Below are 15011 nucleotides of genomic sequence, written 5' to 3' on the forward strand. Positions count from 1 at the left end.
ATATTTAGATATTTGCGGAGGAATGGGCTATGAAACGTATAAGTTCATCAAGAACTTTGCGAATCACCTATGTCGGCATGAAGCCGCAGGATGTTCCTATTAAGCCGGGGACAATCAAGGTGATGATGAAATCCGACTCCGAAGTATTGCAGGAAGTGGTGGTGACCGGTATGCAAAAGATGGACAAACGCCTGTTTACGGGAGCCACCAAACAATTGGATGCCGATAATGTGAAACTGGACGGTCTGCCCGACATCAGTCGCGGCTTGGAAGGTCGTGCGGCAGGAGTTTCCGTTCAGAACGTTTCGGGTACTTTCGGTACCGCTCCTAAGATTCGTGTGCGCGGTGCTACTTCCATTTACGGAAGTTCCAAGCCCCTTTGGGTAGTAGACGGAGTGATTCTTGAAGATGTCATCGACGTAGGTCCTGACGATCTTTCCTCCGGTGATGCGGAGACATTAATCAGTTCCGCCATAGCCGGGTTGAATTCCGACGACATCGAGAGCTTTCAGATATTGAAAGACGGATCGGCGACTTCCATTTACGGTGCACGTGCGATGGCAGGCGTGATTGTGGTCACCACCAAAAAAGGCCGTGCCGGAGTCAGCAAAATCAGTTATACCGGTGAGTTTACCACCCGTGCCATACCCAGTTACAAAGAATTCAATATCATGAATTCGCAGGAACAGATGGGTATCTATAAAGAGATGGAGCAGAAAGGCTGGCTGAACAGTGCCGACCTTTTCCGTACCAAAGACACGGGAGTGTACGGTCGTATGTATCGTCTCATCGACGAGTATAATAACAGCAACGGCCAGCGCGGACTTCTCAACACCCCCGAATCCCGCAATGCTTATCTCCGTGAAGCGGAAATGCGTAACACCGACTGGTTCGACGTGCTTTTCACCAATGCCATTTCGCAGAATCATTCCGTCAGCGTCACCGCCGGAACGGAAAAATCATCCTTCTATGCCTCGTTGAGCGCTATGCTCGATCCGGGCTGGTACAAGCAGAGCAAAGTGAAGCGTTACACAGCCAACGTAAACACCACCTATAATCTTTATAAAAACCTGTCGATCAACCTGATTTCTAACGCTTCCTACCGCCAGCAAAACGCACCGGGAACGATGAGCTCTACCCTCGACATCGCTTCCGGAAAGATGTCACGCGGGTTCGATATCAACCCTTATTCTTACGCGCTCAATACGAGCCGTACGCTCGACCCGTCTGCGGATTATATCAGTAACTATGCTCCATTCAACATTCTTCACGAATTGGATAATAACTACATCGAAATCAATATGGTAGATGTGAAATTTCAAGGCGAGCTGAAATGGAAAGTGATTCAAGGGCTTGAATTGAGTGCCCTCGGAGCGGTGAGATACCAGACCTCGTCGCAGGAACACAACGTGCTCGACGATGCCAACCAAGCCGTTGCCTACCGTACCGGTATGGACGACGCCACCATCCGCGAACAAAACGGATTGCTTTATAAAGACCCCGACAATCCATACGCCCTGCCTATCACCCTGCTGCCCGAGGGGGGAATCTACCAGCGTCAGGACCGCCGTATGTTGGGGCTCGATTTCCGCGGAACCCTCTCATGGAATCACCTTTTTGCCGAAAAACACATCACTAACTTCTTTGCCGGTATGGAAGTGAACAGTCTTAAAAAGGCATATTCTTCCTTTCAGGGCTGGGGAATGCAATATTCGATGGGGGAAATTCCTTCCTACGTCTATCAGTTTTTCAAGAACGGAATAGAGTCCGGTTCGCGTTATTACAGTCTGGGGCACTCCGAAACCCGCAGCATTGCGAGCTTTCTCAACGCTACCTATTCTTATGACGGGCGTTACACGCTCAACGGAACTTTTCGTTATGAAGGAACCAACCGCATGGGGCGCAGCCGTTCGTCACGCTGGCTGCCCACGTGGAACTTGTCCGGTGCGTGGAACGTGCATGAGGAAGCTTTTTTTAAAGCGCTCCAACCCACTCTTTCCAACCTGACTCTGAAAGCTTCTTACTCTCTTACTGCCGATCGCGGTCCGGCGGAAGTAACCAATTCGCAAGCCATCATCCGCAGTTTCTCTCCCTATCGTCCTTTTACCGATATTCAGGAAACGGGACTTTACATCGAGGACATCGAGAACAGCGAACTCACCTACGAGAAAAAGCATGAACTGAACATCGGCATCGACCTCGGTTTGCTCGAAAACCGGATCAATTTCTCTGCCGACTGGTATCAGCGCAACAACTATGACCTGATCGGTGTAGTTCCCACGCAGGGAGTGGGCGGTTTCATCAACAAATATGCCAACGTAGCCACGATGAAATCCCACGGTGTGGAGTTCACCCTTTCCACCCGCAACATTCGCACGAAAGATTTTTCGTGGAATACGGACTTTATCTTCTCCTACGCCAAAAATGAAGTGACCCAACTGAAAGGACTCACCAGCATGATGGAACTGGTATCCGGCAACGGTTTCGCCCGTGAAGGCTATCCCGTGCGCGGACTGTTTTCCATCCCTTTTGCAGGGCTCGACGCGGACGGTATTCCACAGTATCTGATTGACGGAAAACTGACCACTACCGGTGTCAACTTTCAGGAACGGGAGAAACTTGATTATCTGAAATATGAAGGTCCTACCGACCCTACTGTCACAGGAAGTTTCGGTAACGTATTCACTTACAAAGGCTTCAAACTGAATGTCTTTATGACCTATTCTTTCGGCAACGTAGTTCGACTGGACCCTGTGTTCAACTATAAATACTCCGACCTCACCGCCATGCCGCGTGAGTTTAAGAATCGTTGGACGGTTTCCGGCGATGAGGCGAAAACCAATATACCAGTGATTATAAGCGACCCGCAATATCAGGCGAATACCTCGCTCTATCTTGCTTACAATGCTTACAACTACTCTACGGAGCGTATTGCCAAAGGCGATTTCATCCGTATGAAGGAAATATCACTGATGTATGAGTTCCCGAAAAGCTGGATTGCTCCTGCCAAAATCTCCAACTTGTCGCTCAAGTTGCAGGCCACCAACCTCTTCCTGATTTATGCCGACAAGAAACTAAACGGGCAGGACCCGGAATTTGTGAATACCGGCGGTGTAGCATCGCCCGTACCCCGCCAGTTCACCCTCACCCTGCGCCTGGGACTGTAAGTAAAGAATAGAGAATCAACCTAAAAACATACGAGAGATGAAGAAAAAGATAAACCATATACTCCCTGCACTGGTACTGACCGCAAGTTTAGGTCTGACCACCGTCTCCTGCAACGGCTTTCTGGACGAAATGCCGGACAACCGTACGGAGTTGAACACCGACCAGAAAATAGCCAAACTGCTTGTATCGGCGTATGCCGACGTGTCGCCCAACGAACTGTTCGAGCTTTACAGCGATAACTCTGATGATAGTGGCCCTACCTACGGTTACTACAAGCTTTCCGAACAAGAGTGCTACCACTGGCAAGACACCAAGGAAGAATATCAGGACACGCCCAATTCTCTTTGGGGAGGTTACTACAGCGCAATAGCCGCCGCCAATATGGCGCTCAATGCCATCGAAGAAAAAGGAAATCCGGCGTCACTCGACCCACAGAGAGGTGAAGCGCTCGTGTGCCGTGCCTACTGTCATTTCATGTTGGCGAATATCTTCTGCAACGCCTACGACACTCATGCCTCCCAATCTTTAGGAGTGCCTTATATGGAAGAGGTAGAAACCACCGTATCTCCCCGTTACGAACGAGGCACGTTGGAAGAAGTGTACCGAAAAGTGGAGCGTGACCTCCTCGAAGGGATCGACTTGATTTCGGACGACAGCTACTCTGTACCCAAATATCACTTTACCCGTAAAGCCGCTTATGCCTTTGCCGCCCGTTTCTACCTTTATTATATGAAGCCCGATTTTTCCAATTGCGACCGTGTGATTGATTTTGCCACCCGTGTATTGGGGACTAATCCTGCCGATCTGCTGCGCAACTGGGAAGCGTTGGGTAATCTTTCCGTGAACGGAAACGTGCAGGCAGATGCCTATATCGCCTCTTCCAATGAAGCCAACCTGTTGATAAGCAGCACCGTTTCCAACTGGGGAGCAATCGGGAGTGACTATCTGATAGGTCCGCGTTACTTCCACAACCAGACGCTCGCTACCAGCGAAACCTGTCTGTCTTCAGGATTGTGGGGCAGTTCGGATTATTTCTATCTGAAACCTTTCTCCACCAACGGGTTTGTTGCCAGTATCCTGCGCAAGAGCGGGCTTTATGAGGGCACATACCTTTATTATATGCCGGTTTTGTTTTCTACGGACGAAACCTTGCTTTGTCGTGCCGAAGCATACGCGCTGAAGAAAATGTATGCCCAGTCGGCAGCCGACATCACGAGTTGGCAACGTGCCTATACCCGCAACAAATCGGTGCTGACACCCGAACAGATCAACACCTATTATGATAGGATGAGTTTTTATACTCCCTTCACGCAACAAACACCGAAAAAGAAACTGGCCCCCGACTTTACGATTGAAGAGGGAATGCAGGAAAACTTCATCCATTGTATTCTGCATATCCGTCGTATCACCACCCTGCACGAAGGGATGCGCTGGCCCGACATCAAGCGATATGGCATCCTGATTTATCGCCGTGACATGGCCAACCAGCGTGTCACCGACGAAATGCCTCCGAACGACTTGCGTTATGCAATCCAAATTCCGCGGAGTGTGATCGTGGCGGGTATACAACCTAACCCGAGAAGAAATTAACAAAGAAAAAAGTGGAAGTTATGAAAAAACAGCTCATTTATTTTTTGCTTGCCCTTACCGCAGTCTGCCTGGGAGCTTGCAACAATGACGACGAAATAGATACTGCGCACAGCATTTTCTCCACCGAGCCGGTGGAGAGGAACGCTTTCGACGATTGGTTGCTCGACAACTACACATATCCCTACAACATCGATTTCATGTATCGCATGAAGGACATCGAAAGCGACCATAAATACAATCTTGTACCTGCCGATTATGATAAAGCGGTGGCACTGTCCAAAATCATCAAGCACGTCTGGATGGACGCTTATGTAGAACTGGCTGGAATCGATTTTCTCCGCGTATACGTGCCTAAAACCTTTCATCTCATCGGATCGCCTGCTTACGAAAGTAGCGGGAATATGGTACTCGGTACGGCAGAAGGCGGAAAGAAAATCACGCTTTACAACGTGAACGACCTCAACGTGAAGAAAATCAATATCGAAAAACTGAACAACTATTACTTTGAAACGATGCACCATGAATTCGCTCATATCCTGCACCAGAAACGGAACTTCGACCCTTCTTTCAACCGGATCTCGGAGGGGAAATATGTGGGAGCCGACTGGTACTACTACATGACTGCAGAGGGAGCCATGCCCCGTACAAACGATATAGCGTGGCCCGACGGCTTCGTGACCGCCTATGCCATGAATCAGGCGAACGAGGATTTCGTGGAAAACATAGCCATGTACGTCACCCACACGCAGACCTACTGGGATAATATGTTGAGGGCTGCCGGAGAAACGGGTGCAGCCACTATCAATAAAAAGTTTACGATTGTTTACAACTATATGCGCGACACTTGGGGAATCGACTTGAACGAACTGCGTAAAATCGTGCTGCGTCGTCAGCAAGAGATTACCGAAATTGACTTGAGTACGATTCAATGAGTATGAATTTTAATTATACATTATCACTATGAAGAAGAATATAACGAAATACCTCTTGCTGGCTCTTGCCTGTCTGGGCTTGCAGTCATGCCTCTTTCAGGAGGAGAACTACTTTGACGATTCGTCTGCCAATCGTGCCACAGCCGATGTGAGTCGATGCGGCGAACTTTTGAAAGGAGCACCGAATGGCTGGGTGATGGAATATTACGTCGGCAAGGATTATTCGCTTGGAGGCATCACCCTGCTTTGCAGGTTTGATGGTCAGCGGGTGACAATGGCTTCGCAGATGTCGGAAGCAGATGAGACGGTCAGTTCGCTCTATAGCGTTAAGTCGGAACAGGCGACGATGTTGTCATTCGATACCTATAATTATCTGGTGCATTATTTCGGGCAGCCGCAGGGAAGTATGTCTGACGACCCGAACGGGACGCTCGGAGGCGACTACGAATTTATTATTTCGAGTGCTTCTGCCGAGCGTATCGAACTGAAAGGCAAAAAATACGGCAACCGGATTGTGATGAAGGCACTTACCGAAGACCAGACGTGGAAGCAATATCTCACCAAAATTAAGAAGGTGGAGGACGATGCTTTCTTTTATGAATATGACTTACTGATGGACGGACTCTACACAGGACAAATGATTCGCAGCAACTATACGTTTATCGTGACTTATTACGACGAAATAGGAAAAGTGCATCAGAAAACCGTGCCTTTTATGTTTACCGCCGACGGACTACGTTTCCATGAACCGGTAACGATAGACGGGCAGACGATGCAGAATTTTGTCTGGAAGAACGAGCTTATCAGCTTTGTCTGTACCGACGAAGGGGCTACGGGAGTCAAACTGGCGGGTGTCTACACTGCCGGGTATCAAAGCTATGATTATTATCCGGGCACTTATCAGATGGATTTTTACCGCCTGAACGATGAAACGGGACAACTGGAAGTGGCCTCGCAGGAAGTCCGGCTATTGAAGAACGAAGACGGGAAGAGTTACTGGCTCAAAGGGTTGGAATATGATATTCTGGTGATGTATGACAAGCCGCGCGGCGGACTTTCTGTCTCCCCGCAGCTTCTCAAAAAGGTGCAGGGCGGATATGTTTATCTGGCTATGTGGGACGTAATGAACGATTATGTGCTCCGTGGTGAGTCTATCGGACTGATTAGCTATGCTACCACTAACGGCATTTACCTGGTGGACAATGGAGTCTGGATGGGGGAAGTTTCCGGATTCATCTTCGGAGTGTACAACTCGCAGGAGGAGGACGCAGCTTTCATCGGATACACGGATGCAGTTGCGTCAATCAGATTGGTAAAAAAACAATAGAAGAATAGTATGATGAACAAGTTATTTATGATAGTAGTATCCGTATGCTGCCTGCTGATGACAGCGTGCGGCACGGAAAACGATGAAACGCCGCAGGGTTTCCGCATTGTGGACACGGATGTCGATCTGGTTGCCGGTGGTGGAACGGTGGAAGTGGCTTTACAGGCTGCCGGAGAACTGACGGCTGTTTCCGGTGCGGACTGGTGCAGGGTGATCGAAGTGACAAACGAGAAAATCACATTACTCGCCAGGGCTAATTATGAATATGTGTCACGTGCCACGCAAGTGACCGTAAGCGATGGTAGCAACGAACAGAAGATTGTGGTGACACAGGCTGGTAATATTTTTGCGCCCGATACCGACCAACAGGTTTTGCGGCTCGGAAATGCTCCTTCACAGACTGTGGTGCGGGTCAACAGTTCGTTTGATTTCAAGGTGAGTATACAGAAAGGAGTCGATTGGGTGGAAGTCCCTACAGCCTCGAAAGAGGAAGGCTTCCTGCTCGTACTGAAAGAGAACAAAACCGGAAATCCGCGTGTCTGCCAACTGATGGTCAGTACGAATGAGGGACGGAAGTTTTTCTATTATGTCTACCAGTATGAAGCGAGTGACTTGCTCGGAGCATGGAGGGACAGCCAGATTTATGTGAAATGGGATACGAAAAAGATAGATAAGGCATATCGTCTCTCGGCTACGGAGGTGACGAAAGATGCGGAAGGTGATGGTTATACGATCAATATGTCGTTAGTCGGTACTCCGGTGGCACCGTATCTGAAAGATCCCTCGAAGGCCACGATTTCATTGCAGGCAACCTACGAGGATGGAGCTTTTGTGGTTCCTATCGGCGCAGCGCAAAAAGATTTTGTCCTGACGCAGGAGGTGGATGAAACAGCCAATAGTGCAATGAACAGGACAGCTGATGACACAGCACTGGAAGAGGATGTCGTTTTACAAACATTATACGGCTTTTCCGTAGCAGCTTCCTCCAACATTTATGCGAAAGGTAATTTCGGATTTGCTCCTGTGCTTTATCAGGATGGTTCTATCGGGATGAGTTATCAGGATGTAGCCGGTGCGCCGGAGAGCGGGTGTTATCTTGCGATAGCACTGTTCGACGGACAGCAGTTTTCTACGGCAGCATTGAAAGACTATATTCTTTTCCCTGACATTGCGCTCTTTAAATAGTTGGAAACTTGCAACTTATGAATCAACCGGATATAACGTTTCCGGAATAGATGTATGAAGAAAAGAACTACCGTTGTGAAACGGAATGAGAGGTTAATAACTCTCTCTTAATTTTAACTTTACATATATGACAGGCGGGGAGGACTACCCGTGTGGAAAACGGGAGTTTTTTTCCCGGGATTACCCCGCCTTTTTTATTGCCTCCAGGGGGACTACGGAAGTTCTTTTTAATGTTGTAACGATATAAAATAACTCTTATATGGATAAAAAATTAATGAATTTATTAGGTGTCTGGCTGTTCGCTGTTGCGTCTGTATGTGCGTTGACCGCTTGCAGCGACAATGACACAGAAAATCCGGAGGGCGAAAAAACCGGCGGAGAAAATGGAAAACCGACTCCTGAAACCGTAGAGTTTATCAACTCCAACCTGGTGTACTGGGGAGATGAAGACGGAGTGGGGACGGATCACTTTGTACTCACTCTTTATACGGATATGGAAGTGGATGCTGCCGGTAATCCGATAGGGCCGGGCAAGATAATGGCGTTCAGCCTGAACGTTCCTCCGTTTGCTTCCGGAACCACGGAGTTTCCGCTTCCCGAAGGAACCTTTGATGCGGCACCGAACGGATACACGTTTAATGAATGGACATTCAACCTTGGATACATGAACCAGATGGATCTGCCGACCGGAAAAGTGGAAGTGCCTGCCGGTACTTTCTATGGTGACGTGAAAGCGTACTCCACAAGTGTTGATGCCGACCTGCTATCCGGAGGTAAAATGACTGTTAAACGGAGTGACGGCGGCGAATATACGATTAGTGGTACGTTGGTAGGTGACTTGTCGCTCAAACGTTATTTCACCTACACGGGAAAACTGACTACTATCGACCGTCACGAAAGCACGGAAGAAACTCCGAACTCTACGCTGACCACCGATCTCGCCCTGAACGAATGGACACAAGCCCGTCTGCAAGATAAGGGCGATTCTTATTACCTGCAAGATGAATCGTGCCGGGTAGTCGAACTTTACCTGGCAGAAGAGGGGATAGGACTTGCCGAAACATGGCCGACAGGCAACGGAAGAGTGCTGAAAGTGGAATTCTTTGTAGAATGGGCTACGGATGTGACACAAGGTATTCCGGCTGGTACGTATAAGGTAGTGGCACGTGACGAAGAGTCGAAGGGTATTCCGCGCGAATTCCTGAAACCGGGAGGTATTGCTTCGGGTTATCCCAATGTATTTACATATCCGCAGGGAACCTGGTACGAGAAAATATCCAACGGAACCATGAAAGAATATGCACGTATAGACAGCGGAACGATGACCGTGGCACGCGATGGGGACAAACATACGCTGACCATAGACTTTATCGATTGTGATAAAGCACACCCGCATCATGTGCGTAGCACCTTTTCGCAGGATACTCCCATCAATGTGTTCGGCTATCATCCGTAAATCAGAACGGAGCGCCTCATTTGGGTGATGGCGTTATCTGTCCGATAGCATTGTTTTTTCAATTATACGATTTTATAATTAACCCCAAAAACGAAAGATATGAAAATTAGATTTATTTCCTTTTTCTTATTCATGTTGGCCATGAGTTGTTTTATGGCATGTAGTAGCGATGATCCGGCACCCGATCCTGAACCGGAGCCTGAACCGGAACCGGTGGAAACGGTTAATACGTATACGTACAAAGATAAGACGGTACAAGCGAAATCGGTATCTTGCTTTGAACAGGAAGGTATTGTATACGTATGTATGAGTCCGTTGCAAAGTTTGGAAACGATGGAAGACTTTATGAACAGCGGTAAGGAATATATAATGTTGGGAGTGGATAAAAAACTGGTAGGCACTCCGGTCACGGTAGGTAATTCTGATAACGACAATTATGCGTTTTACTACATGGATGCCGACGGAGAGGCGATTGTCGCCGTTAGCCCTGATGGATGGGAAGACGTGTTGACGCAGGGAAAGATCACCGTGACAATGGTACCGGGAGAAAATGAAACATCGGCCGTGAAAGCTGTTTTCGACTTTACACTGAAAAGTGGCGGCAAATTTACGGGTGAGGCGGATTGCGTTTACAAAGCTCCGGAAAAGCTTCCGAGTGAATATTCTTTTGGGGACGAGGTGCGCCCGTTGAAGTCGGTTGTCGCTACCACGCTGGGAGGTTTCCAGTATGTTTATTTAAGCCCGGAGACCGGGTTGACTACGGTAGAGGATATATCTGATGCCGAATATCTGATGCTGGCCATTACTCCCGAAATGATCGGACAAGAAATTGATATAACCTCTAGTGGAGACGCGGAGTATGCTTTCTATAATATGACAAACTTGGGAGCCGATGATATTGATGCAGTAGATCCTTACGGATGGTCTGAACTATGTTCGGCTGGTAAGCTCAAAGTAGAAAAGACAGATGAAAGCGTGAAAATAACCTTCAGCTTTACGTTGCTTTCGGGTGACAAGTTCAAAGGCTCTTATGAAGGTAGTTACACTGATATAAAGCAAAGTACTACCAATATTTTGACTTTGAATGGAGAAAGTACGCGTGACATCAAGGCTACCTTTTATGAAAAGACCAATGAAGGAGTTGCCTTGTATCTCACTCCGTCAGGGATTTCATCTGCTGCAGATCTGAATAATGTAAATACATATTACGTACGTCTTTTTGTTCCGAATACAGGGCTGGACGGACAGGAAGTAGATATAACAACTACGAATCTGGCTTTTGAGTTTACTTATTATAATCCGTATGATGAAGAAAGAATCGAAGTTTCTAAAGGACATCTGGAAGACGCGGCAGGTACATTCAGCGTGTCGAAATCGGCAGATAATGAATACTCGTTGACGCTCGACCTCAAATATTTGGGAGATAATAGTCTTAAAATATCGGGCAACTACAACGGTACTTTCAAAGTATATGATACGACGATCCCGAATCAATATCAGTTGGGGGCGGGCGGCACTCCGGTGACTATCCAGTCGGTAGTGGTAGATAAGACGGATGTGGATATTTGCGTTATTTATATTTCCCGGCAGGCAGGTATCACTACCGTAGCCGGAATGTCGGCAGCGGATGCGGTGGTACGTGTGCCGAAGAGCATGATGGAGGGAGCTGTTCACGGATTTTCCGGTAGCGCGGAAAATGCGAAGATATCGATCGCCTACGAAGGAGTCACTTATAATCAGGCTAATACGACGAACGGTCATTTGGCTGCAGGCGGCAATGCTTCTGTGGCTCTTCAAGGGAGTGAAATTGAAATGACATTCAATATTTTCTCTATTGTACAGTACGATAATAGCAGCTTGTCCGGTTACTATAAGGGGGCGACGACCGTAATAGAATAATGATTAAATGAAGTATATTCATGAAGAAAATTTTACTGAAATATTTGAACCTGTTTGCTTTGTCGGGGCTACTGTTGGCTTTCGTCGGATGCAGCGACGATAATGATTCGGTAACTCCCGGACCGGGCGTGGAGGAAGTGCCTTCCATCGGTACTTATTCTTTTCGGGGAGTGGCGAATAATATTGTGTCCGGTGTGGCTTCTGTGGATGGGGACTATTTAACTTGTGTTCTTTCGCCGGAAAAGATGGAGGAAGGAAAGGCTGATACTTATTTTGTTTTTTCTCTTCATTTGTATTGGGAAGGGCAGGTGGTGGATGCTTCTTCGCTCTATCACAACGACCAGTATGTTTTTATCTACGAAGATCCAATTTATTATTACTCGCAGTATAAAAAGGTCACAGGGACGTTTTATGTGCAGCGTAACAGCGAAACGAATGTAACTGTCAAACTGAATCTGCGGCTTCATGACGGTGTCCGTTTTAAAACGGAGGTCACTGCCGATTTAATGAAACCGTCGGGAGAAGAACCCTCGGAATAAAGCGGCTTCGGGTGATATTCTTGCCCGGTTATGAATTTATCTTTTAGACGCGGATAACGGACGCGGATTTTTAAATAGCTGTGCAGCTTTAAAAATCCGCGTCATCCGTGTCTAAAAAATTACTTGTAGGCTGAAGGGAAATCCTGCTCGGACACTACGATGGCAAATAGCCATTTAAATCACTCTATTTTCATTCCTTTCCGTGCCGTATTTGTTTTTTAGGGTTCTCCCAAAAACTTGAAGAATAGTCCAACTTGAGCCGGAGTAAGTAAGATTGCCTTTTCGCTGTAGCCGGTTTGGGCGAGTGCGGCTTGTAATGCCGTATTTTGGGCAATCCAACTGCGGAGGGTGCGGCGTGCCGAGGCAGGCTGTATGTGAGGCAGATAAAGTGTGGCCAGCTGACTTTTGCTGTAAGTCTGTATGCGGGTAGAGTTTGCCGTCTCCGGCATTTCTTTTGGGCTGACGGAGCTTGCTGTTGTTTCTGTTTTCATTGTCGGTACTTTCTATTATTAGTAGGTGTTCATAATTAGTTTATATCATAATTAGTTTATATCATAATTCGTTTATATCATAATTTAGGCACGGATTACTCCTGAAAAAATAGCCATTAATCAGTGACAGGAACTTATCTGTTTCTTTTAAGTTTATCCTGTGTGAATGCGAAGATACGCTTTTTTATGCCAAGTGGTTCTGCTTTGTACAGAAGCCTCTGTTGGCATAGCTTGTGTAGAAATTGTGCCTTTGGGTTGTCTCTTGTGACGAGTTGTCACATTGTGTTCCTTTGCTTTTTTCCTTTCCTATACTTTTGCCTTCGTAATCGGTTACAGATAGAATTTATTCATTAATCATTAAAAAGAAGAAAGGAAAAAAGTATGCCATTAATTTACAAACCGTATCAGGCAACGCTTGCCAACAAGGAAGGACAGAAACTTTATTATCCCCGTCTGGTGAAATTCGGGAAAATGGTCAATACGCAGAAAATGGCGGAATTGATTGCAGAAAAAGCCTCGCTGACAGCGGGTGATGTTCATAACGTTATTCGTAACCTGATGTCGGTGATGCGTGAACAGTTGCTCAATAGCCGCACGGTGCGCCTCGAAGGCTTGGGGACGTTTACTATGATTGCCAAGGCAAACGGGAAAGGGGTAGAGTTGGAAAATAAGGTCAGCAGTTCGCAGATCACTTCATTGCGTTGCCAGTTTACGCCCGAATACACTCGTGCCGCCAACGGAAGTGCTACCCGTGCGTTGACCACCGGAGTGGAGTTTGTGCACATCAAGGATGTAGCGGGTTCGTTTGTGGCCGACGATGCCATTGACAAAGACCCGGATGACGATAATAAACCTGGTGGTGGAAGCGGAGAAGCGCCGGACCCGGCAGCTTAACCGGTAACTTGACTGTCAGCCGGACACGACCGACGGTTGACAGTCAAATCCCAACGGATATATAAACGGATCCCAACGGACATAAAACGGATTATTAACTTTTAAAAAGAAAACGGATGAGACTATTATTGGAGAAGTTGCTGGATATTCTTGAAGCAGTTCTGCGTTTCCGCCACCGGAGAAACGGCAAGGCAGAAAAGGATTAGCTAGCTGGAAAAGGCTTGGCATACCTGAAAAAAAAGGTATGAAACGGAATGACGTAAAAACATAGAACGTGCCGTCTGCACGTAGCTCGCGGAACAAGTAAAAAAAACGTGTAGCAACTCATAGAGTAAACATAAGTAAGGAGCAAGTAAAGAAGCTGTCTCGAATGGACGAGGCAGCTTTTCTTTTTTTCGTATTCCGAAAATACTTTTTCGGAAACATGGCGGAAATGAGAATTTTGATGATAATTTTTTTAAGACAGAAATATTTCTGAATGAGGCAGCTTTTTTTGTATCCATTTATTTTCTTCTATTCTTGACCGTATTCAACAAAAAAACTCTATCTTTGTTTTATAATTGAGACACAGCATATAATGGGAAGATTTATCAATCCCTTTACCGATTTTGGCTTTAAGTTTTTATTCGGCAGAGAGGTAGAAAAGGAGTTGTTAATCGACTTCTTGAACGATTTGCTCGTAGGCGAGCACGTAATCACCGACATCAGGTTCCTTAACAACGAACAGCCGCCGGAAGTAAAAACAGAACGAGGTCTTATCTACGACATCTATTGCGTAACCGATACCGGTGAACGTATTATCGTAGAAATGCAGAACCGGGAACAGCCTTATTTTAAAGATCGTGCCCTCTTCTATCTTTCTAGGGCCATTACGCAGCAAGCGAAAAGGGGAGTTTGGAACTTCCAGTTGGATGCCGTGTACGGAGTGTTCTTCATGAATTTCGTGATGGATAAGGATATGCCCTCTAAAATCAGAACGGACATCGTTCTTTCTGACAGGGATACGGGGAAGCTCTTCAACAACAAGTTCCGGCAGATTTTTATCGAACTGCCGAACTTCAACAAAGAAGAGGATGAATGTGAAAATGATTTTGAACGCTGGATTTATATACTAAAGCATATGGATACACTTGACCGGATGCCTTTCAAGGCTCGCAAGGCCGTCTTCGAGCGACTTGAAAAGTTGGCTTCCAAAGCGAATATGACCCAGGAGGAAAGAGCCCAGTATGAAGAAGAATGGAAAGTTTATAACGATTATTTTAATACGTTGGACTTTGCTGAACAGAAAGGCTTACAGAAAGGCTTACAAAAAGGATTACAGAAAGGCTTGCAAAAAGGTAAAGAAGAAACAGCTCGTAATTTGAAAGAATTAGGTGTGGCTGACGATATTATTATGAAATCTACCGGGCTTTCGAAAGAAGAAATAGAAAAATTATAATTTCTTTCATTCTATTGGAAAGAAAGGTTTTGTCGAAAGTGAAAAAATAGTCTATAACTTATGAAGCAAACGATAGTTGTGGAGACTTTTAA

The 15011-nt window shown here is 46.6% G+C and carries 11 protein-coding genes; 10 read left to right on the top strand and 1 reads right to left on the bottom strand.

Annotated features, from left to right (window positions below):
- The first annotated feature begins 29 nt into the window (after positions 1-29).
- The 8 genes from DW862_RS16135 (at position 30) to DW862_RS16170 (ending at position 12096) form a co-directional block, all read left to right on the top strand.
- A complete protein-coding gene (locus DW862_RS16135) occupies positions 30-3167 on the top strand; it encodes a SusC/RagA family TonB-linked outer membrane protein (protein WP_120069322.1) in 3138 nt (1045 codons plus the stop codon).
- Positions 3168-3204: 37 nt separating this feature from the next.
- Positions 3205-4758 carry a RagB/SusD family nutrient uptake outer membrane protein gene (locus DW862_RS16140; protein WP_118407732.1) on the top strand — a complete coding sequence of 518 codons (1554 nt, stop codon included), beginning with the start codon at positions 3205-3207 and terminating at the stop codon, positions 4756-4758.
- Positions 4759-4778: 20 nt separating this feature from the next.
- Positions 4779-5690 carry a putative zinc-binding metallopeptidase gene (locus tag DW862_RS16145; RefSeq protein WP_118407733.1) on the top strand — a complete coding sequence of 304 codons (912 nt, stop codon included), beginning with the start codon at positions 4779-4781 and terminating at the stop codon, positions 5688-5690.
- 28 nt (positions 5691-5718) lie between these two features.
- Positions 5719-7017, top strand: coding sequence for a DUF4302 domain-containing protein (locus DW862_RS16150; protein ID WP_120069325.1), 1299 nt, complete (start codon positions 5719-5721; stop codon positions 7015-7017).
- A 9-nt stretch (positions 7018-7026) separates the two neighbouring features.
- Positions 7027-8202 carry a BACON domain-containing protein gene (locus tag DW862_RS16155; protein WP_120069328.1) on the top strand — a complete coding sequence of 392 codons (1176 nt, stop codon included), beginning with the start codon at positions 7027-7029 and terminating at the stop codon, positions 8200-8202.
- 259 nt (positions 8203-8461) lie between these two features.
- Positions 8462-9658: a hypothetical protein gene (locus DW862_RS16160; protein ID WP_120069332.1), complete on the top strand. Its 1197-nt coding sequence runs from the start codon at positions 8462-8464 to the stop codon at positions 9656-9658.
- A 99-nt stretch (positions 9659-9757) separates the two neighbouring features.
- Positions 9758-11557, top strand: a complete 1800-nt coding sequence (locus DW862_RS16165; RefSeq protein WP_117684048.1) for a hypothetical protein — start codon at positions 9758-9760, stop codon at positions 11555-11557.
- 20 nt (positions 11558-11577) lie between these two features.
- Positions 11578-12096, top strand: coding sequence for a hypothetical protein (locus DW862_RS16170; RefSeq protein ID WP_117684049.1), 519 nt, complete (start codon positions 11578-11580; stop codon positions 12094-12096).
- A 218-nt stretch (positions 12097-12314) separates the two neighbouring features.
- Here the strand turns inward: DW862_RS16170 and DW862_RS16175 are convergent, their stop codons facing one another.
- Positions 12315-12587 carry a DUF4248 domain-containing protein gene (locus DW862_RS16175; protein ID WP_004314025.1) on the bottom strand — a complete coding sequence of 91 codons (273 nt, stop codon included), beginning with the start codon at positions 12585-12587 and terminating at the stop codon, positions 12315-12317.
- Positions 12588-12968: 381 nt separating this feature from the next.
- On the opposite strand from DW862_RS16175, the gene DW862_RS16180 reads away from it, so the two are divergent.
- Entirely contained in the window at positions 12969-13481 is a 513-nt protein-coding gene (locus DW862_RS16180) for an HU family DNA-binding protein (RefSeq protein ID WP_008018168.1), read from the top strand.
- A 577-nt stretch (positions 13482-14058) separates the two neighbouring features.
- Positions 14059-14919, top strand: a complete 861-nt coding sequence (locus DW862_RS16185) for an Rpn family recombination-promoting nuclease/putative transposase (protein WP_015531499.1) — start codon at positions 14059-14061, stop codon at positions 14917-14919.
- Positions 14920-15011: the final 92 nt, after the last annotated feature.

The organism is Bacteroides sp. AM37-9 (genome assembly GCF_003603455.1).
GTDB lineage: Bacteria > Bacteroidota > Bacteroidia > Bacteroidales > Bacteroidaceae > Bacteroides > Bacteroides xylanisolvens.

What these genes read in the sequence shown, in the direction of transcription:
- DW862_RS16135 (WP_120069322.1), top strand. Translation starts at nt 30, where the DNA reads ATGAAACGTATAAGTTCATCAAGAACTTTGCGAATCACCTATGTCGGC.
- DW862_RS16140 (WP_118407732.1), top strand. Translation starts at nt 3,205, where the DNA reads ATGAAGAAAAAGATAAACCATATACTCCCTGCACTGGTACTGACCGCA.
- DW862_RS16145 (WP_118407733.1), top strand. Translation starts at nt 4,779, where the DNA reads ATGAAAAAACAGCTCATTTATTTTTTGCTTGCCCTTACCGCAGTCTGC.
- DW862_RS16150 (WP_120069325.1), top strand. Translation starts at nt 5,719, where the DNA reads ATGAAGAAGAATATAACGAAATACCTCTTGCTGGCTCTTGCCTGTCTG.
- DW862_RS16155 (WP_120069328.1), top strand. Translation starts at nt 7,027, where the DNA reads ATGATGAACAAGTTATTTATGATAGTAGTATCCGTATGCTGCCTGCTG.
- DW862_RS16160 (WP_120069332.1), top strand. Translation starts at nt 8,462, where the DNA reads ATGGATAAAAAATTAATGAATTTATTAGGTGTCTGGCTGTTCGCTGTT.
- DW862_RS16165 (WP_117684048.1), top strand. Translation starts at nt 9,758, where the DNA reads ATGAAAATTAGATTTATTTCCTTTTTCTTATTCATGTTGGCCATGAGT.
- DW862_RS16170 (WP_117684049.1), top strand. Translation starts at nt 11,578, where the DNA reads ATGAAGAAAATTTTACTGAAATATTTGAACCTGTTTGCTTTGTCGGGG.
- DW862_RS16175 (WP_004314025.1), bottom strand. Translation starts at nt 12,587, where the DNA reads ATGAAAACAGAAACAACAGCAAGCTCCGTCAGCCCAAAAGAAATGCCG.
- DW862_RS16180 (WP_008018168.1), top strand. Translation starts at nt 12,969, where the DNA reads ATGCCATTAATTTACAAACCGTATCAGGCAACGCTTGCCAACAAGGAA.
- DW862_RS16185 (WP_015531499.1), top strand. Translation starts at nt 14,059, where the DNA reads ATGGGAAGATTTATCAATCCCTTTACCGATTTTGGCTTTAAGTTTTTA.